We start from the raw sequence: 18,587 nt of genomic DNA, 5'->3' as shown, positions 1-18,587 counted from the left end.
GTCAGAAATCGACCTTGAGCGCGGTCCGGATGGTGCGCGGGGTGCCGACCGCCAGCCGGGTGCCGGCCGCCGACCAGTAGCGCTTGTCGCCCAGGTTGTCGACGTTCACCTGCCAGGTGGTGCGCTTGCCCATGAGCTGCGTCACATAGCGGGCACCGGCGGCGAAGATGGTGGTACCGGGGATGAAGCCCTGGTTCAAGTCGTCGATCGGGCGCCGGCCGGTGAAATAGGCGCCGCCGTTGACCGACAGCCCCGGCACTGCCGCGATGTCGTATGCGAGGAAGGCGCTCGCCGTCTTGCGCGCGGTGTTCTCGGGCATCTTGCCGTCGTACTGCGCATTGATGTCGCGGAACTCCGCATCGAGCCACTGCGCCGACAGCTGCCAGGCCAAGGGACGCGTCAGCCGGCCCTGCGCCGACATCTCGATGCCGCGGTAGTTCTGCCGGCCATCGGCCACGAAGGTGTTGGCCGCATTCGTGTACGAGCCCGGGCGCTCGATGTCGAACAGCGCGCTCGACAGCAGCGTGCCGCTGCCGGTGAGCCAGCGCAGGCCGAGCTCCTTCTGCTTGCTCACGCCGGGCGCCATGCGGGTGTTCTGGTTCGCAGTGCCTGCCGGGGCGATGTCGCCCTCTTCGACGCCTTGCGAATACGACACGTAGCCGACGAAGTCCGGCGTGAACTTGTAGCTCAGCGCGGCCAGCGGCGTGGTCTTGCTCACGTCGTACGCGATGCGTGGCACCGAAGCGCTCGCATTCTGGGTGCTCTCGTACTGCGTGTGCCGCGCGCCGAGCACCAGTTGCCATTGCGGCGTGAGCGTCAGGCGGTCGAGCGCATAGAGGCCGAGCTCTTCGCTGTCGAGCGCGCCGCTGGTCGGCCGCGTCGGCAGCGCCGTCGACCTGAGCGTGTCGATCGACACCGGGTTGTAGAGGTTCTGCAGCGTCGTGGCGCCGCCGTAGGTGCGCTGGTAGATCGGGTCCTGACGCTTGTCGCTGCGCGCCGCGCCGAGGGTGAGTTCGTGCTGCACGCTGCCGGTGGCGAAGATGCCGAACAGCTCGGCGCGCAGCAGGTCGGCGCTCTGTTCGAGGTGCTGGTCGTTGCCGGTGATGCGGCCGGCGCCGGTGCGCACGTTGTAGCTGCCGAAGGACGCCAGGCGCCGGTCGCGCTCGCCCTCCGAATGGCCGGCTTCGACCATCAGCGCCCAGTTGTCGGTCAGCGCGTAGTCGGCCCGCAATTGCGTGTTGGTCACCTTGGCGTCGAACACCGCGGAGCGCGGCCCCAGCAGTTTGGTCGGGTCGGGCAGCGCGGGCAGCGCGATCGCACCGTTGACCGCTGCCAGCCGGGTGATGCCGGCCTGCTCGACGATTTCCTTGTGGTACTGCTCGACATCGGCCCGCAGCGTGAGCCGGCTGTTGACCCGCCAGTCGAAGGCGGCGGAGAAGAACTGCCGGTTACCGTCGACGCCATCGATCGCCGAGCCGATGCGCCCGCCCGCGGCGTTGACCCGCAGGCCGAACTGCTTCTGCTCGCCGAACTGGCGGCCCAGGTCGACCGAGCCCTGCGCGGTGCCATGGTCGTCGAACACCAGCCCCAGCGTGGTCACCGGCGTGGCGGTCGCCCGCTTGGTCACGAAGTTGACGATGCCGGCCGGCGAGGTGAAGCCGTAGTACAGCGCCGAGGCGCCCTTGAGCACCTCGACCCGCTCCTTGTTCTCCATCGGGATCTCCGAGATGTTCGGGATCGCGAGCGAGCCGTTGAGCCGGTAATTGGTGCGGTTCTCCACCGGGATGCCGCGGATCACGAGTTGGTCGAAAGTGTCGCCGCCGTTCTGCTGGCGCGTGACGCCGGCGGTGTTGCGCAGCACGTCGTACACGCCCGCCGCGCCTTGCAGCTCGATGACTTCGCGCGTCACCGTATTGACCGTCGCGGGCACGTCCATCAGGTTGGCGCCGCGGAAGGTGCCGGCCTCGACGGTGTTCGGCACGAAGCCGTTGGCGCGCGACGCGTCGACGTTGATGGTCGCCAGCTCACCGGCGGTGGCAGGCACGGTCGCGGGTGCGGTCTGCGCATGGGCCAGCGGCGCGGCGGCCAGCGCCAGGCCGAAGTACAACCTCCTCATGGAATCCTCTCGTCGTGTGGCTGTCCGGCTGAGCGCCGGTCCCCGCGCCTGCCCATGCAGCGCTAGGGAAAACCCGCATTATCGACGATAGTGATTCTCATTTGAAGGCCGATGCACGGATGCACCCGCCACCTTCGCCCTTCCCCTGGCTAGTACGCCGCTTCGGACGGATTCACATCTGCCGCCCAGGCCAGGGCGGAAAGATGCGCCGCATTGACCTTCTCGGCACTCAGCCCCTGCGAGGCAGCGAGGGCGGGGGCTTCGGCGGCATCCGTTTCGCACGATTCGGCCAGTGCGACCAAGGGGCCATAGGCGCCCCCGCGCGTGCGGATCGCTTCCTGCACCGCTTCGGGCAGCTGCACCTTGGCCAGCACCTCTTCGATCGGCACCCCCAGCACGCGGTCGATCAGCGAGAACATGCCTGCCAGGAACAGGTTGTTGGCCTCTTCCGGCGGCATCAGGCCCTGCCCCGTCAGTTCGACGAAGCGGCCGCGCAGGATGGCCTTCTTCGTCATGTACGCGAGGTTCGGCTTGTTGCTGGTCGCCAGCAGCAGCGAGAGCCAGCGGAACAGCGGCGTATAGCCGAGCAGCGCCACGGCGTGGCGCAGCGACTGCACCTCCACGCCGTGGCCCATGGCCAGCGTGTTGATGTGGTGCAGCAGACGCGTCGTGAGCGCGGTGTCGTGCGCGAGCGCCGCTTCGATTGACCGCACATCCTCGTTGCGCTGGATCATCTGCATGACGCTGATGATGAGCACGGATTCGGGCTGCAAGGCGACTTTGGGGCCCTTCACCGCCGCCATGGCTTCCTGACCGTGCACGAAGGCGTCGATTCGCCGCGCCGCGCAGGCGTCGAACGCGGCCCAGTTGGCGATGCGGGTGGCGATCGGCTGGATCGGCGGCTTCCCCGGCCCGCGGCTCTGGCGCGCGCCGTCGACCAGCGCCTTGCGGCCGTCGAGCACGTCCAGGTGCGTGATGAGCGACAGCGCGGCGGCGGCTTCCGGCGCCTGGATCGGGTCGGGCAGCGCTTCCTCATCGCACAGCATCAGGCCGAACCCCTTGTCGTGCAGCGCCGAGAGCGCGGGTCGGAGGTCTTCGTCCATCAACTGGGGAAGACGCAGACACAGGACGACGTTTTTCGGCGGCAGCGCGAGTAATTGGCCCTGACGCAGGCTATCGGCGCTCGCGTCCAGGTAGATCACCAGCCTTCCAAGCCGCCACCCGGCTTTCGAGCTGTTGAGATTGGTCGCGACGCACGCGAGCAGCGATCGGAAATCGCTTGAAATATCCGGCGCCGCGTCGGCCGATGCCGAGCGCCATTGCAGCTTGTAGCCCTTGATGTGCTTCTGCGCATCCAGCTGCATTGCATAGGTCAGGAACCCGCCGCTGCTCGCGGGCGCTTCGATGGGAACTTCCACCGCCTCGACGACCGGAGTGGCGGCGGGAGGCGGCACGGCGGCAGGCTCTTGCCGATGGAAGAAATTGAGGCGCATTGCAGTTATTCCTGTTCCGGCATTCAGCGTCGGCTCCATGGTTCAGCCGGGGTGCTCTATTCGCGCGGATGATAGTTGACGCAAAAAAAGCGCGAAATACTGGCAAGCACCCATTCAGAAATGGAAAACGAAGAATTCGTCCCGCGCTTTTGCGCCGCGGCGATGGCTGGGTCCGCTGTCGCCGGTCGTCGGACCGAAAGGGCTCAGGTCGGCCGGGTGTCGGCGGCCGCAGCCGACCGGCGGGGCCGGCGCACCGCGCGGACCTTGCCGCTGCCACCGCCGCCGCAGTAGAAAAGGTCGGCGCCGTCGGACTCGAGCCCGCTCACGCCGACGCCCGGCGGCATCGCCAGCCGTTCCAGCACGGCGCCGCTGGCCGGGTCGATGCGGCGGACTTCGCTCGCATCGCCCTCCCAGGTGCCGTGCCACAGCTCGCCGTCGACCCAGGTCACGCCGGTGACGAAGCGGTTCGACTCGATGGTGCGCAGCAGCGCGCCGGTGTCGGGGTCGATCTGGTGGATCTTGCGGTCGCGGTACTGGCCGACCCAGAGGCTGCCCTCCGCCCACGCCAGGCCGGAGTCGTTGCCGTGCCCGGGCGCCGGCAGCGTGGCGACGACCTCGCCGCTGACGGGGTCGATCTTGTCGATGCGCGACTCGGCGATCTGGTAGAGATGGGTGCCGTCGAAGGCGGTGCCGGCATCGCAGGGGCGGCGCAGGCTGCGCGCGACCTCGCCACTGGCAGGATCGAAGGCGACCAGCTGCGTGCCGGTGGCGGCCCAGACCCGCTGGCCGTCGTGGGTCACGCCGGCCACCTGCGTGGCATCGGCAAAGGGGCCATATTCGCGCACGATCTCTGCGGCCTGTGCGGGTGGTTCGGCGAGGACGGTCGGGGCGTCTGGGGTGCTTCGGCTCATGGTGGGGCTCCTTCGGCGCACACACATCGACGCCGTGCGAGCAACTCTACGCAAGCGGCAGCGCACCGGGGAGTAACAAGATCGTCGTGAAACCGGCGAGCGGCGGCGCCAGCCAGCGCCGGGCCCGTGCCTGGCCGATCGCGCGCACCCGGCCTTCGGATTCCAGCGCGGCCAATGCCCGCTGCACGGTGCGCTGGCTGGCGCCCAGCGCCAGCGCGAGGCCCGACGTCGACCAGGCCGCGCCGTCCGACAGCAAGGCCACCAGCGAAGCCTGATCGCCGTCGATCGGCGGTGCGAGCACCACCACCTCGCGGCCACCGAGCGGCGTGAGAACGAAGCCGCGCGGCGTGGCTTCGATCTGAGCGAAGGGCTTGGCGAGCGCGCGCAGCCGGCCGATCTCGACCCGCAGGCGGGCGCGGTGCGTCTCGTCCGGCCGGCGGGTGCGGAAGGCCTGCGCGATCAGCGCGTCACGATCGACATCGCCCGGCCAGGCTTCGGCCAGTGCGCGCGCCAGCGAGAACAGCACCGGCCGGCGCGCCAGTGCCAGCCACTGCTCGCCGCAGCGCAGCCCGTGCCGGCACCCATCGACCACCAGCGCGCCCGATTGCCACAACACCGAGACGTCCTCCAGGCGCAGCACCTGGTCGCCGGCCGCAGCGTGGCGGCGCGCGGCCGGCCGCTCGAGCGCCGCGTGCGCCTCCGCCACCTCGGCCATCAGCGCCGGCACGCCGGCGCGGGCCGCACCCGTCTGCGCACGCGCCAGAGCGGCATGCGCCGTGCCGATGCGCAGCGAGCGCATCGCCAGCTCGGCCTCGGCCAGCGCGGCCACGGCGGCCAGCGCCGGCGTCAGCGCGCTGGCATCGAGCTGCGCAAGGGCCGCCCTCGCCGCGTCGAGACGACCCAGCAGCAACAACCGGCGGGCCGCGATCAGCCGGGCCTGCAGCGCGTTCGCGCGGTCGCCTCTCGCTTCCAGGGCGGCGGTCGCTGCGGCGAGCGTGCGCGGTGAGCCGGCGAGGTCGCGCATCGCCAGCGCGACCTCCGCCTCGGCCACGACGCAGCGGGCATGCGCCAGTGCCTCGTGGGCGCCGAAGCCGGCGGCGGCGCGACGCAGGAGATCGCGCGCCCGTCCATGCTCGCCGAGCTGCGCCATCGCGATGCCGCGCAGCGCCAGGGCGGGCGGATCGTCGCGCAAGGCCACGTGCCGCAGCGCGCCGAGGGCATCGCCGCTGGCGAGGGCGCGGGCGGCGGCGGCGGTGAGGGAATCCATGCGCCGAGGCTAACGCGGCGCGCCGACGCGGCGGCCCGGGTGACGCTATTGCGGCACCAGGCCGGCGGCTTTCACCAGTTCAGCGTGCACTCGAATCTCTTCGGTGATGACCTGCCCGAGCGGCTTCGCATCGTCGACGGCCGGCTCCATGCCCACCTCGATCAGCTTGGCGCGCGCATCGCCCTCGAACATCGCCTTCACCGAGCGGTGGAGGCGGTCGAGGATCGGCTGCGGTGTCTTGGCTGGTGCCAGCAGCCCGATCCAGGCCGAGAGCACCACCTTGTCGACGCCGCCTTCGCCCAGCGTCGGGATGTTTGGTGCCGACACGGCCCGCTTCTCGCTCAGCACGCCCACCGGGTGCAGCTTGCCGGACTTGATGTGCGGCAGCGCCTCGGGCAGCGGCGCGAAGGCCATGTCCACCACGCCGCCGATCAGGTCGGTGATGGCCGGCGCGCCGCCCTTGTAGGGAACGTGCAGCAGTCGGGTGCCGGTCCGGCTCTCGAACATCAGGCCCGCCAGGTGCTGCGGGCTGCCGTCGCCCGAGGACGCATAGGTCAGCTTGCCCGGGTTGGCCCTGGCTGCCGCCAGCACGTCGGCGGCGGTGCCCAAGCGCGCCTTGTCGCGCACCACCAGCACCATCGCCTGGTTGACCAGCTTGGTCACCGGGGCGAAGTCCGTTTCGGGGTTGTACGGCAGCGTCTTGAAGATGCTCTTGTTGGTGGTGAGAAAGGAGGCGGGCGACACCATCAGCGTGTAGCCGTCGGCGGCCGCCTTCGCCACCGCCGGCACTCCGATCTGGCCGGACGCACCGGCCCGGTTGTCGATCACGAAAGGCTGGCCCAGGTCGGTCGCGAGTTGCTGGCTGACCAGTCGCGCCACCATATCCACGCTGCCGCCGGCCGGCAGCGCGACGATCACCTTGACCGGTCGGTTGGGATAGCCGTCCTGCGCCACCGCCACCGCCGACGTGGCGAGGGTCAGGCCGGATGCAGCACAGAGCGTCAGGAGGATGGATCGGGCAAGGGACATGGGAGAAGCGTCGCTTTCAGGTGGAGAAAAGAAGCCGCGCCCCGAGGCGGGCCGGGTGAGCCAGGTGCAGCAGGTTCTGTGCCGGCGCGGATTCGCACAGATTGTTTCCGAGCCGGTGTCGACCGCGGGAGGCGCTGCGGCGTTGAAGTCGGACCCTACTCAAGGCTTCAAGGCTGGTCCATGACACACCCTACCCTGCGCCGCCTCGGCGCTGTCACTTTCCTGCTGCTGGGCGCGCTCGCCGCCAGCGGCGCCCAGGCACGCACCGACATCGGCATCAGCCTGGGCGTGCCGATGCCGGGCGTCGTCGTTTCGCCGGGCTACCAAGTCGCACCGGCCTACGGCCCGCCGCCGGTCTATTACGAGCCGCAGCCGGTCTACCGCCCGCCGGTGTATTTCCAGCCGCCGCCGGTGCAGTACGTGCCGGCGCCCGGCTTCGTGCCCTACTATGCCCCGCGGCCGCGCTATTACGACGATCGCGGCTACCGGCACGGCTACCGGGACCGCGACCATGACGGCGTTCCCGACCGCTACGACCGCCACGACGACCGCCGCGACTACTACCGCCGCTGACGCCGATCCGCCCGCCGCAGCGGGCGCTCTTCAAGGGCCGCGACGCCGCGCGTGGCAGCGCAAAGAAAGCAACGGCATGCAAGCCTACGGAACGCGCATCCATGCTTCGTTCCCCGGCGAATTGTCCACTCGGCACCGGCCATAGCATGGAGTCCCCCCCCAACAGCCGCTCCGGGTTCCAAGCCCTCCTGCCGCGCTCGGCTGCAATCGGCCTGGAGCGGGCGTTCACAGGACCGACCTAAAACTCACTTGACCCAGCCCCTGCGGCCGCCTTTAGAAGGGACGACTTCGGGCCAACATGATGAGGTGATCTTGAACAATCCTGGTCGATTCCTGAACCCCGCGGAGGCCGCCAGCCGGCTCGGCGTTTCTGCCAAGGCGCTACGCATCTATGAGCAGCGTGGACTGGTGACTCCGACTCGCAATGCGCTCGGGTGGCGGTCTTACGGATCGGAGGAGCTGCAGCGCGTCGGCGAAATTGTGGCCCTGCGCGCGCTCGGCCTCAGCCTTGCTCAAGTGGCTGGCGTACTGGAAGGCGAATCCGAGGGTCTCGAGCCCGCCTTGGCCGCACATCAGGCGGTGCTCGAAAGCCGCGCTCGCCAGCTTGCCGGCACCATCGAGAGAGTCCGCCATCTGCGGAACGATCTCGCCCGCGGCCAGACGCCAACGGTCGAGGAGTTGGCGCGTTTGCAGGATGCGGCCCCCGAGTTCAGTGTTGAGTTCGAACTCCCCTGGCCCTGGGGCGGCGAGCTGTTCAAGCTGCGCGACCTCCGGCCGCTCAACTACATCGTTGGTCCATTGGGCAGCGGCAAGACCCGGCTCGCCCTGCGCTTGGCCGAGGTTCTTCCCTCTGCCGCGTTCCTGGGTCTGGAGCGGGTCAGGGATGGCGACGCTACGGCGCGTCTTGACGCCGATCCGCAGCTTCGGTTGCGCGTCGATCAAGCGCTGGCCTGGCTTGTGGAAGACGGCGCGACCGTGTCCGAAGCGCTGATCGCCTTGCTGGTCGGATTGGAAGCCGCAGAGTCGGACATCCTGGTCGTCGACATGGTGGAGCACGGGCTGGATTCAGCGACACAACGGGCCGTGGCCGCCCATCTACGCCTCCGGGCGGATGGCAGCCCCCTCTTCTTGCTGACACGCTCCTGTGCCATCCTCGATCTGGCGTCTGTGGGAGCGAACGAGTCCATCATTCTTTGCCCTGCGAATCACAGTCCTCCTGTTCGCGTGGCCCCCTATCCGGGCGCTCCGGGCTACGAAGCAGTCGCTACCTGCTTGGCCACGCCCGAGGTGCGCGCGCGCACGGAAGGTGTCATCGCGTGGCGGCCGGAGGGTCGTGAGAACGACCCTGAGAAGGTCTGTACTGCGGCGGGCTAGAGTCGGCCCAGGAGCCGACCTTCACCACAACGGCACACGGTGTGCATGGAAGTTCAGCGCAAAAGTCATCGGCATCCGAAGAGTAGCGCTCGACGCCGCCCTCGACAGGCTATCGCGCGATGAGCGACGCGATCAACGAAAGCTGCGCTTCTTCGTCAGCCCGCGTCGAGCCGAACAGGCGCTGCATGCCCAACCCGCGCACGCAGGAGAGCACGGTGTGCAGCATCGTCTCTCGTCGTGCGGGATGCGCGATTTCGGGAAAGGCGAGTTCGAACTGCGCGTCGAGCCGCGCGCCGAGGTCGCGGCGATGCGCGGCCACATGCTGCATCACGACAGGGTCGTCGCTGCAACCGAAGTACACGGTCCAGGCCACCAGGAAACGCGGCGGAGCGTACGACCGCCGCCAGAGCGCCGTCACGAAAGCCTGCGCTCGCTCGGGCAACGGCATCGTGGGAGAGGGCCAGACACCGCCCCCCTCGATGGGTGCTTCGAGGATGTGGTCGATCAGGCTCAGCACCAGATCCGCCTTGCTCGGGAAGTGATGCTGCACGGCGCCCGTGGTCACGCCGGCGCGCTTGGCGATCTCGGAGACCGTGGCCGCCTGGAAGCTTCGCTCCCCGATGAGTTCGATCGCCGTGTCCATCAGGCGCTGGCGGGTTTCGCTGGACCGACTGGCCTGGGTGCGACGGACTTTGGGCAAGGGGATTTCGGGCATGTCTTCGGTGTGCATCGACCCTTTCTACGCGGCGCCACCCCAATCGATGGCCCGAAATTTGCATGTTGCATTACATCCATAATGTAATTCTGATGCCATGAATTCCGGAACAGTCCTGGTGGCGCTGTGCGCCCTCGGTGCCGCATGCGGCAGTGCTCAAGCCCGCGTGACGGATTTCAAGGCAGTGGCCATCAAGCCCGCCTTCGACGGTCGGGTCTTCGGCGATGTCGGCGCCTACGAGCGCATCGACGCCGTGGCCTCGTTCTCGGTCGACCCGAAGTCGCCGCAGCTCGCGAACATCGTCGACCTCGGTCGCGCCCCGGTGAACGCGTCGGGCCAAGTCGAGTTCTCGACGCAAGTGACGGTGCTGCGCCCCGTCGCGCCGCCCAAGCGCTCGCCCTTCCTGCTCTACGAAGTGGCCAACCGCGGCCGCAGCCACGCCATGGTCATGCTCAACCTGGGCGCGGTCAGCAACATCCCCAACAAGGCGGTCGAGGCCGGCGACGGCTTCCTCATGAACCGGGGCGACACGGTCGTCTGGAGCGGGTGGCAGAGCGACATCGACGGACCGCTCATCCACATGAAGCTGCCGGTGCTCGACGGCGTGAAGGGCACATCGCGCGAACAGTTCATCTTCGACAAGCCCGGCGCCACCGGTGTGGGCGAGCTGACCTACCCCGCCAGCGACACGGACCTGTCGCGCGCCGTGCTCACGGTGCGTGCGCGCGATGCGGATGCACCGCGCGTGCTGCGAGGCGCGGTCAAGTACCTCGCGCCCAACAAGATCGAAGTGTCGCGCCCCGCGGACATGGACGCAGGCGCCATCTACGAATTCATCTACCCGGCCCAGGGCGCCGTGCCCGCCGGGCTGGCCTTCGCAGCGACGCGCGATCTGGTGTCGTACCTGCGCGGCCACCCGGGGCACGCACTCGCCAGCCCGCTCGCGGGCATCCAGTACACGCTGGGCCTGGGCATTTCGCAGTCGGGCCGTTTCGTGCGCGACTTCATCTACGAAGGCTTCAATGCCGACGAGGGCGGCCGGCGCGTGTTCGACGGTGCGATGCCGCACATCGCCGGTTCGCGCAAGACCTACGTCAACTACCGCTTCGCGCAGCCCGGCCGCTATTCGCGCCAGCACGAGGACCACGACTTCCCCGGCGACCAGTTCCCCTTCACCTACGCGAACACCACCGACCCGGTGAGCGGCAATTCGGGCAGCCTGCTGTCCGCCTGCGCGCAGACCGCGACCTGCCCGAAGATCATGCACGTCGATTCGTCCACCGAGTTCTGGCAGGCGCGCGCCTACCTGCTCAACACCACGCCGGACGGCAAAGCCGTGAAGATGCCGAACAACGTGCGGCTGTACTTCGTCGCAGGCGCGCCGCACTTCAACCGCTGGGGCGCCAAGCCGGAGGCGGTGGCGATGTGCGCGCGCCTCAGCAATCCGCTCAACCCGTCGCCGGTGCTGCGCGCGCTGTACCTGTCGCTCGAAGCGTGGGTCGCCACGGGCAAGGCACCCCCACCCAGCCGCTTCCCCACGCTGGCCGACAAGACGCTGGTGAAGCTGGAAACCCTGCGCCAGCCCCGCATGGCCGGCAACGTGACCACGCCCGCCTACAACCACCTGCAACTGCTGGACACCACCGTGCAACCGCCGACGCGCGGCGCAGCCTACCCGGCGTATGTACCGGCAGTGGATGCCGACGGCAACGACCTGGGCGGCATTCGCCTGCCCTTCGTGCAGGCCCCGCTGGGCACCTACACCGGCTGGAACCCGCGCGCCGAAGGCTACGGCGCGGGCGACCTCTGCAATGTCTTCGGCGGCTACGCCGCCTTGCCGCGGCAACCGATGGCCGACGACAGCCGCGCATCGCTCGCGACGCGCTATCCGCAACAGGTGCAAAGCTATGTCGAGCAGGTCGACGGCGCCATCGGGCGGCTGGTAAAGGACGGCTTCATGCTGGAGAGCGATCGCCAGGTCGTGCTCGACCAGGCACGGGTGGACGGCGCAGCGGCGTTCTCGTCGAAGTAGCAGGCCGACGCGCGCGCGTCGGCAGATCAGTACACCCGCCGGCGCGTCGCGACAGCGGTCGCGTCGCTGTTGAGCGTGAACTGGCTCACTGCCTGCACCAGGCTGCCGGCCTGCTCCTGCAGCGAGCCGGCGGCGGCCGCGGCCTCTTCCACCAGCGCCGCGTTCTGCTGCGTCACCTGGTCCATCTGCGTGATGGCCTGGTTGATCTGCTCGATGCCCTGCGTCTGCTCGTGGCTCGCGGCACTGATCTCGCCCATGATGTCGGTCACCCGACGCACGCTGGCCACGATCTCGTCCATCGTCTGGCCGGCTTCGGCCACCTGCTGGCTGCCCGCGGCCACTTTGCCGACGGAGTCGTCGATCAGGCCCTTGATCTCCTTGGCCGCCGCTGCCGAGCGTTGCGCCAGGCTGCGCACTTCCGACGCCACCACCGCAAAGCCACGGCCCTGCTCGCCGGCGCGTGCCGCTTCCACCGCAGCATTCAAGGCCAGGATGTTCGTCTGGAAGGCGATACCGTCGATGACCGCGATGATGTCGACGATCTTGCGGCTCGAGGTGTTGATCGCGCTCATGGTGTCGACCACCTGGCTGACGACGGTGCCGCCGCGCACGGCGACTTCCGAGGCGGACGCGGCCAGCTGGTTGGCCTGGCGCGCGTTGTCGGCGTTCTGCTTCACTGTCGACGTCAGTTCTTCCATCGAGGCCGCCGTCTGCTCCAGCGAACTGGCCTGCTCTTCGGTGCGCGAGGAGAGGTCCTGATTGCCTGCCGCGATCTGGCCCGACGCGGTCGCGATCGTGTCGGTGCCATGGCGGACATCGCCCACCACGCGACCCAGGTTCGCATTCATGGTCTGCAGCGCCTGCAGCAGCAAGCCGGTTTCGTCCGTGGTGTGCACCTCGATGCGGCTGGTGAGGTCGCCGGCTGCGACGGCCTGCGCGATCGTCACCGCTTCGCGCAGCGGCTTGGCCACGATGCGCGCGATCCAGACGGCCAACCCCAGCCCCAGCGCGATGGCGCCGACGATCAGGCCGAAGACCCACGCGCGGGCCGAGGCGTAGAGCGCGCTGGCGTCGCTGCTGGCCTGGGCACCGCCATCCAGGTTGACCTTGACCAGCGCGTCCAAGGCGTTCGACATCTGCACATACACCTTCAGGGCGTCGCCGCGACTCAGGGCCTTCGCTTCGTCATCGTTCTCGGCGGCAGAAGCCGAAATCACCTTGTCGTGCAACGGCGCATAAGCAGCCATGGCGGCCTTGAGGTCCTGCGCCATCTTGTTCTGCGACGGATCGGCGAGCAGCTTCTGGTACGCGGCCAGATCGTCGTGCATCTTGGTCCAGATCTCGGCCATCCGTTTCTCGTACCGGCTGCCCTCCTCGGCGGAGTCCGACAGGATGTGCTGAAGCTCGTTCGAGCGGTAACGCCCCATGTCGGACTTCATCTCGAGCAGGAGCCGTGCGCCGGGCATCCAGGTCTCGGCGAGGTCGCTCGACTTCTGGTCGACTTTGGCCAACTGCAAGATGGAAAACCCGCCGAGCCCGGCGGTGAGCAGGAGGACGATGACGAAGGACAGAAGCAGCTTGCTGGCCAACTTCAGGTTGTAGAACGCTTTCATGGTGCTTTCGACGAAGAGGGATGCCGACGTCCGGCGGCGCTGGAACGGGAGAACGGAAGAACGTCTTCGTCTATCGGCAGCTCGCCCCGAAAATTAAGGGTAATCCCTCAGATCGCTGCGTCAGCGTCGGCGTGGCGCAACCGCAGCAGCCGCACGTCGACCCGCCCCGCGCGGAAGCCGGCTTCGCAGTAGCAGAGGTAGTACTCCCACAGCCGCTTGAACGCGGTATCGAAACCCAGCGCTTCAATGGTGGGCCACGCCGCCAGGAAGCGACGCCGCCATTCGGCCAGCGTGGCCGCATAGCTCATGCCGAAAGACTCGACCACTTCGAGCGTCAGCCCGACGCGTGCGGCCTGCGCGCGCAGCGCCTCCACCGGCGGCAACATGCCACCCGGGAAGATGAAGCGCTGGATGAAGTCGGGCGCATGGCGGTACGACGCGAACTGCGCCTCGTCAATGGTGATGACTTGCACCACCGCCACGCCGTCGTCTGCCAGGCGTTCACGCAGCGTGTCGAAGTACACCGGCCAGTAGCGCTCGCCGACTGCCTCGAGCATCTCGATGGACACGATGCGGTCGTAGCGGCCCTCGACGTCGCGGTAGTCCTGAAGGCGCAAGTCGATGCGCGCGTCCAGCCCCTGCGCCGTAACGCGCTCGCGGGCGTGCGCCAGCTGCTCGGTCGACAGCGTGAGGCCGGTGACCTGCGCGTCGCCCTCCCCGCCGAGCGCCAGCGCGAGTGCACCCCAGCCACAACCGATCTCCAGCACGGTTGAACCGGGCTCGAGTTCGAGCAGCTCGACGATGCGTGCCAGCTTGGTCGCTTGCGCCTGTTCGAGCGTCTCGTCGAGCGAGGCGTAGAGCGCGCTCGAATAGATCATCTGCGGGTCGAGCCACTGCGCGTAGAAGGCGTTGCCCAGGTCGTAATGGAAGGCAATGTTCTGGCGGCTGCCGCGCCGCGTGTTGGCGTGCAGCAGATGGGCGACCCGGCCCAGCCAGCGTGCAGGCAGCGAAGGCGTGTAGGCATGGCCGCAGCCGGCTTCGTTGCGGATGCCGAATTCGAGCAACGCGCACAGGTCGGCGCTCGACCAGTCGCCGTCGCGATAGCTCTCGGCCAGGCCGATGTCGCCGCGCAGCACCATGCGCGCGAGTGGTCGCCAGCGGTGCAGCGTGACGGCGGCATGCGGGCCGGGCTGGGCGCCACGGCCTAGGACGCGCTCGCCGTTGGGCAGTTCGACCATCAGCGATCCGCAGCGCACGCCTCGCAGCAGCCGCACCAGAAGCCGGCGCAGCGGACGCCGCGTCCAAGACGCCATCGTGGCGCCCTCGGCGAGATGCAGGACATCGGCCTCCAGGCCGTTCGGTGCGGAGGTGGAAGTGCTCATGGTTCGGGGGGTGCCGCGATGGTGACGGACTGTGCGGGTGCCGGTGGGCAGCGGTGGAAGGGCGCGCCCTTCAGCCACAGCCGCAGCGCCTCCCAGTGAATGGCTGCAACGACCTTCAGGGTCAGCAGCGGGTGCGTGACGAAGGCCAGCGCGAGTGCACGGTCGCTCAGCGGCTTGCGGCGCGCATCGAAGCGGGCGACGAGCACCGGCCCGTCGGCATCGGCCACGGTGATGCCCACCGCCAACCCCGGCCGCTCGGCTGCGGGCGGCTCGATGCGGAAGGCGTAGCGCATGTCCAGGCCCATGAAGGGCGACACGTGGAATCGCTTGGCGCAGTGCTGGTCGATGTGCGCGGCCTCGCGCTGCGCATCGTCGACCGGGATCAGGTAGCTGTGGCGCTGGCCGAAGGTGTTATTCACCTCGTAGAGGATGGCCTGCAGTCCGCCCTCGGGTCGATCGCAGTAGTACACGCTCAACGGGTTGAAGGCATAGCCGAGGATGCGCGGCATCGTGAGCAGCCGGATCGCGCCACCGCCCGCCAGGCCGGCCGCGTGCAATTGGCGCTCGACATGCGCACGCAGGCCGTCGCCGTCGCTGGCACCGTAGTCGCGCTCGTGCAGGCTGAACAGGTTGAAGCGGTTCAGCGAGAACAGGCGCAGCCGCTGTGCCACCGCCGGCAGCGCGTCGATGTCGACCAGCAGCGAGAAGACGCGGTACTGCAGCCGATGGCGCGCCGGCTTCAGCCGCTGGTGCATCACCCGGCCGCTGTAGAGCGCACCGTCCGCCGTCAAGGGAGCGCCTCCGCCACCGATTTCGCGCCCAGGCGGATGCGGCCGGATTCGTTCGCCACCGACCAGGGCCGACGCACCCCGCCCAGCGCCTCGGCCACGGCCAGCCCGGCCTGCAGGCCGTCTTCGTGGAAGCCCGAGCCGAAGTACGCGCCGCAGAACCAGGTGCGGCGACGGCCCTGCAGCGACCACAGGTCGTCCTGCGCACGGATGGCTGCCATGTTGAACAGCGGGTGCTCGTAGATTTCGCTGCGTATCAGGTGCTCCGGCCGCGGCTCGCGGGTCGGGTTGAGCGTGAGGAACAGCGGCGTGGCCTGCGGAATGTCCTGCAGCCGGTTCATCCAGTAGGTGACGCACGGCGGCTGCTGGCGGCGGCGGTCGGCCGCGTAGTTCCAGCTCGACCACACGGCGCGGCGCTGCGGCATCAGCGCCGAGTCGCTGTGCAGCACGGCACGGTTGCGGCTGTAGCCGAAGGCGCCCAGCACGCGCTGCTCGTCGTCGCTGGCGTCGGGCAGCAGGCGCAGCGCCTGGTCGGCGTGCGTGGCGATGACGACCTGGTCGAAGCGCTCGGGGCTGCCAACGCCTTCGGCTCGCACATAGGCGCCGTCGACATCGCGCCGCACCTCGACCGCTGCGCTGTCCAGGCGCAGTCGATCGCCCAGGCCCGCGGTCAGGCGTTCCACGTAGCGCGCGCTGCCGCCGGCCACGGTGCGCCAGCGCGGGCGGTTGGTCAGCTGCAGCAGGTGGTGGTTCTCGCAGAAGCGCACGAAGGCTTCGGTCGGGTAGTCGCCGACGCGCGCGGCCGAGGTCGACCAGATGGCCGCTGCCATCGGGTAGAGGTGGTCGTCCCGGAAGGCCTGGCCGTAGCCACGCGCATCGAGATAGCTGTCGAGCGGGATCAGCCCGAAGCGCTCGGCGTCGCCCGGTGCCTGGCGGTAGAAACGCACCAGGTCACGCAGCATCGACCAGAAGCGCCCGCTCAGCAGATTGCCGCGCTGCGCGAACAGGCCGCGCAGGTCGGTGCCCGAATACTCGAGTGCGCCCTGGTCCAGGCTGACGCCGAAGGACATTTCCGAGGCCTGCGTCGCCACGCCCAGGTGCGCGAAGAGCGCGCTGAGGTTCGGGTAGGCGGCCTCGTTGTAGACGATGAAACCGGTGTCAACCGCGACCCGACCTGAGGCACCCTGCACTTCCACCGTGTTGCTGTGCCCACCGGGCCGGCTGTCGGCCTCGAACATCGTCACGCGGTGCCGCTGCGACAGCAGCCAGGCGGCCGACAGCCCTGAAATGCCGCTGCCGATGACGGCGACATCGAGCACCGCGCCGTCCCCGAGGGTCGGCGGCAGGCCATCGTCGTGGGCGGTGGCGAAGGTCACGGGCGTCTCCGGAAGTTCATGCGTCGAGCCTTCTACGCAGCTGTCGCCGGTTTGGATTCGTTTCATATCACCGTGATCCAGTCGCGCCGATGGTGCGTATGCTGGGCATGAACACCGCCCGACAACCCACGGCGCCAGCCTCTTCGCGAAATCCATCGCGCTCGCCCTGGCTGTCGATCGTGACACTGCACCCACGCCGCGACACGATGCCCACAAGCGAAGAACTCAACAGGCTGGCCCAAGCCGTGGCGCAGTCCGCCGACCGGCAGGCCTTCGCGGCCCTGTTCAAGCATTTCGCGCCCCGCGTGAAGACCTACCTGGTCCGCCTCGGCACCGCCGACGGTCTGGCCGAGGAGCTGACGCAGGAAGCCATGGTGAGTGTTTGGCGCAAGGCCGCCAGCTTCGATGCCGAGCGCGCCAGTGTCTCGACCTGGATCTTCACCATCGCCCGCAACCTGCGCGTGGACCATTTCCGCCGCATGGGCAACCGGGTCGTCGACGCCGAGGCGCAGGATGCGGACGAGACGCCCGACACCCAGCCCCAGCCCGACGAACTGCTGCTCACGCACCAGCGGGAGCAGGGCTTGCGACACGCGATGGAACGACTGCCGGCCGAACAGCTGCGCGTCCTGCGCCTGTCTTTCTACGAGGAGCAGCCTCATGCACAGATTGCCCGGGAACTGGGCATTCCGCTGGGCACGGTCAAGTCGCGCGTGCGGCTCGCCGTGATGCACCTGCGCCGACTTCTCGACGGACTCGAATAATGACGATTCAACACCATCCCGACGACGACCTGCTCCTCGCCCTGGCGGCCGGCAGCCTGGCGCGCGGCCCCTCGGTGGTTGTGGCCATTCACCTGGAACATTGCGCGCATTGCCGACAGCGGGTCGAAATGCTCGAAGCGGTGGGCGGCGCGATGCTGGAAGGGCTCCCGCCGGCACCGCTCGAACCTGAAGCGCTGGCCCGCACGATGGCCGCCATCGACGCACCTGAAGAACACGTCAAGGCAGGCAAGCCGGTACCTCACCCCGAGTTGCCGGCCGGCATGCGTTGGCCGCAATCGCTGGCCGGCTGCAGCGCCACCCGCTGGCGCTGGCTCGGCCCCGGCATGCGTTGGAGCCGCGTGACCCTGCCCGACGACTCGGCAGCCAATGTGTTCCTGCTGCGCATCGGCGCCGGCAAGAACCTGCCGGCGCACACCCACAGCGGCTGCGAGTTGACCCAGGTGCTGTATGGCGCGTTCCACGACGGCCGCGCCCGCTTCGGACCCGGTGACTTCGACGAGGCCGACGGCAGCTTCGAGCACCAGCCGGTGGTCGAGGCCGGCGGCGAATGCATCTGCCTGGCCTCGGTCGACGGCCGCGTGCTGTTCAAGGGCGCGATCGCGCGCACGCTGGGCGCGCTGGTGGGCATGTGAGCGCCGCGGCCCGCGCCGCCGCGGGCCGACCGATCAGCGGGTGGTGATCGCCATCGTGATCCGTGCTGCTGCCGCCGCCGACACGGCTGTCACGAAGGTGCCCCAGCAAAGGTCGGCGATGGTGACCGTCCACGACCAGTTCTTGAGCGTCGCCTGGTTGGTCAGGTCGTAGGTCGCGTAGGCCACGAGCCCGAGCATCGCGCCGTAGCCCAGTGCCGTCACCCACCGTCCACTCTGCAGGGCCGGCGCAACCGCGAACACCACGACGCCCGCGATGTAGATCAGATAGAACGCCGCGGCGGGCGCCAGCGCGAAACGCTCCAGCATGATCGAGCCCATCGCGGGCCGGTAGAGCCGATCGGCCATCGTGCCGAGCCAGAGGGCGTCGAGCAGCAGGAAGACGACGGCCGTCGACACGTAGGCGATGGCGTGGTGCCGGATGGACATGAAAGCTGCTCCTGAAATCGATGGTGCGGCACGGATCGTGCCCCGACGCCTTAC

The 18,587-nt window shown here is 68.8% G+C and carries 16 protein-coding genes; 5 read left to right on the top strand and 11 right to left on the bottom strand.

What is annotated here, in order from left to right:
- Position 1 precedes the first annotated feature (1 nt).
- From ACSFBE_RS23690 to ACSFBE_RS23670, 5 genes are all read right to left on the bottom strand, one after another.
- Complete coding sequence (locus ACSFBE_RS23690; protein ID WP_435492852.1) at positions 2–2,116, bottom strand: TonB-dependent siderophore receptor; 2,115 nt, start codon at positions 2,114–2,116, stop codon at positions 2–4.
- A 149-nt stretch (positions 2,117–2,265) separates the two neighbouring features.
- Complete coding sequence (locus tag ACSFBE_RS23685; protein WP_435492851.1) at positions 2,266–3,648, bottom strand: EAL and HDOD domain-containing protein; 1,383 nt, start codon at positions 3,646–3,648, stop codon at positions 2,266–2,268.
- A 164-nt stretch (positions 3,649–3,812) separates the two neighbouring features.
- Positions 3,813–4,520 carry a Vgb family protein gene (locus tag ACSFBE_RS23680; RefSeq protein ID WP_435492850.1) on the bottom strand — a complete coding sequence of 236 codons (708 nt, stop codon included), beginning with the start codon at positions 4,518–4,520 and terminating at the stop codon, positions 3,813–3,815.
- 46 nt (positions 4,521–4,566) lie between these two features.
- Positions 4,567–5,787, bottom strand: a complete 1,221-nt coding sequence (locus ACSFBE_RS23675) for a helix-turn-helix domain-containing protein (RefSeq protein WP_435492849.1) — start codon at positions 5,785–5,787, stop codon at positions 4,567–4,569.
- A 45-nt stretch (positions 5,788–5,832) separates the two neighbouring features.
- A complete protein-coding gene (locus ACSFBE_RS23670; protein ID WP_435492848.1) occupies positions 5,833–6,816 on the bottom strand; it encodes a Bug family tripartite tricarboxylate transporter substrate binding protein in 984 nt (327 codons plus the stop codon).
- 180 nt (positions 6,817–6,996) lie between these two features.
- Here ACSFBE_RS23670 and ACSFBE_RS23665 point away from each other — a divergent pair, with 180 nt between their 5' ends.
- A complete protein-coding gene (locus tag ACSFBE_RS23665; protein ID WP_435492847.1) occupies positions 6,997–7,389 on the top strand; it encodes a hypothetical protein in 393 nt (130 codons plus the stop codon).
- Between the two features lie 312 nt (positions 7,390–7,701).
- Entirely contained in the window at positions 7,702–8,763 is a 1,062-nt protein-coding gene (locus ACSFBE_RS23660) for a MerR family transcriptional regulator (RefSeq protein WP_435492846.1), read from the top strand.
- Between the two features lie 109 nt (positions 8,764–8,872).
- Here ACSFBE_RS23660 and ACSFBE_RS23655 read toward each other — a convergent pair whose 3' ends face one another.
- The gene (locus tag ACSFBE_RS23655; RefSeq protein ID WP_435492845.1) at positions 8,873–9,493 is read right to left on the bottom strand and encodes a TetR/AcrR family transcriptional regulator; all 621 of its coding nucleotides are present in this window, start codon (positions 9,491–9,493) and stop codon (positions 8,873–8,875) included.
- 82 nt (positions 9,494–9,575) lie between these two features.
- On the opposite strand from ACSFBE_RS23655, the gene ACSFBE_RS23650 reads away from it, so the two are divergent.
- Positions 9,576–11,510, top strand: coding sequence for an alpha/beta hydrolase domain-containing protein (locus ACSFBE_RS23650; protein WP_435492844.1), 1,935 nt, complete (start codon positions 9,576–9,578; stop codon positions 11,508–11,510).
- Between the two features lie 26 nt (positions 11,511–11,536).
- Here the strand turns inward: ACSFBE_RS23650 and ACSFBE_RS23645 are convergent, their stop codons facing one another.
- From ACSFBE_RS23645 to ACSFBE_RS23630, 4 genes are all read right to left on the bottom strand, one after another.
- Positions 11,537–13,123, bottom strand: a complete 1,587-nt coding sequence (locus ACSFBE_RS23645) for a methyl-accepting chemotaxis protein (RefSeq protein ID WP_435492843.1) — start codon at positions 13,121–13,123, stop codon at positions 11,537–11,539.
- Between the two features lie 107 nt (positions 13,124–13,230).
- Complete coding sequence (locus ACSFBE_RS23640) at positions 13,231–14,505, bottom strand: class I SAM-dependent methyltransferase (protein WP_435492842.1); 1,275 nt, start codon at positions 14,503–14,505, stop codon at positions 13,231–13,233.
- Positions 14,502–15,296, bottom strand: a complete 795-nt coding sequence (locus ACSFBE_RS23635; protein WP_435492841.1) for a DUF1365 domain-containing protein — start codon at positions 15,294–15,296, stop codon at positions 14,502–14,504. Before ACSFBE_RS23635 ends, ACSFBE_RS23640 begins: the two co-directional genes overlap by 4 nt.
- The gene (locus tag ACSFBE_RS23630; RefSeq protein WP_435492840.1) at positions 15,293–16,669 is read right to left on the bottom strand and encodes an NAD(P)/FAD-dependent oxidoreductase; all 1,377 of its coding nucleotides are present in this window, start codon (positions 16,667–16,669) and stop codon (positions 15,293–15,295) included. Before ACSFBE_RS23630 ends, ACSFBE_RS23635 begins: the two co-directional genes overlap by 4 nt.
- Before the next feature lie 206 nt (positions 16,670–16,875).
- Between ACSFBE_RS23630 and ACSFBE_RS23625 the strand changes: the two genes are divergently transcribed.
- The gene (locus ACSFBE_RS23625; RefSeq protein WP_435492839.1) at positions 16,876–17,433 is read left to right on the top strand and encodes a sigma-70 family RNA polymerase sigma factor; all 558 of its coding nucleotides are present in this window, start codon (positions 16,876–16,878) and stop codon (positions 17,431–17,433) included.
- A complete protein-coding gene (locus ACSFBE_RS23620; RefSeq protein ID WP_435492838.1) occupies positions 17,433–18,086 on the top strand; it encodes a ChrR family anti-sigma-E factor in 654 nt (217 codons plus the stop codon). The genes ACSFBE_RS23625 and ACSFBE_RS23620 overlap by 1 nt, the downstream gene beginning before the upstream one ends.
- 33 nt (positions 18,087–18,119) lie before the next feature.
- On the opposite strand, the gene ACSFBE_RS23615 is transcribed toward ACSFBE_RS23620, so the two are convergent.
- Positions 18,120–18,533 carry a DUF2177 family protein gene (locus ACSFBE_RS23615; RefSeq protein WP_435492837.1) on the bottom strand — a complete coding sequence of 138 codons (414 nt, stop codon included), beginning with the start codon at positions 18,531–18,533 and terminating at the stop codon, positions 18,120–18,122.
- Between the last annotated feature and the right edge of the window lie 54 nt (positions 18,534–18,587).

This window comes from Variovorax sucrosi, from assembly GCF_051216635.1.
Classification (GTDB): domain Bacteria; phylum Pseudomonadota; class Gammaproteobacteria; order Burkholderiales; family Burkholderiaceae_C; genus Variovorax.
The sequence above is the reverse complement of the archived record's forward strand: the minus strand, read 5'-3'. Positions and strand labels throughout refer to the sequence as shown.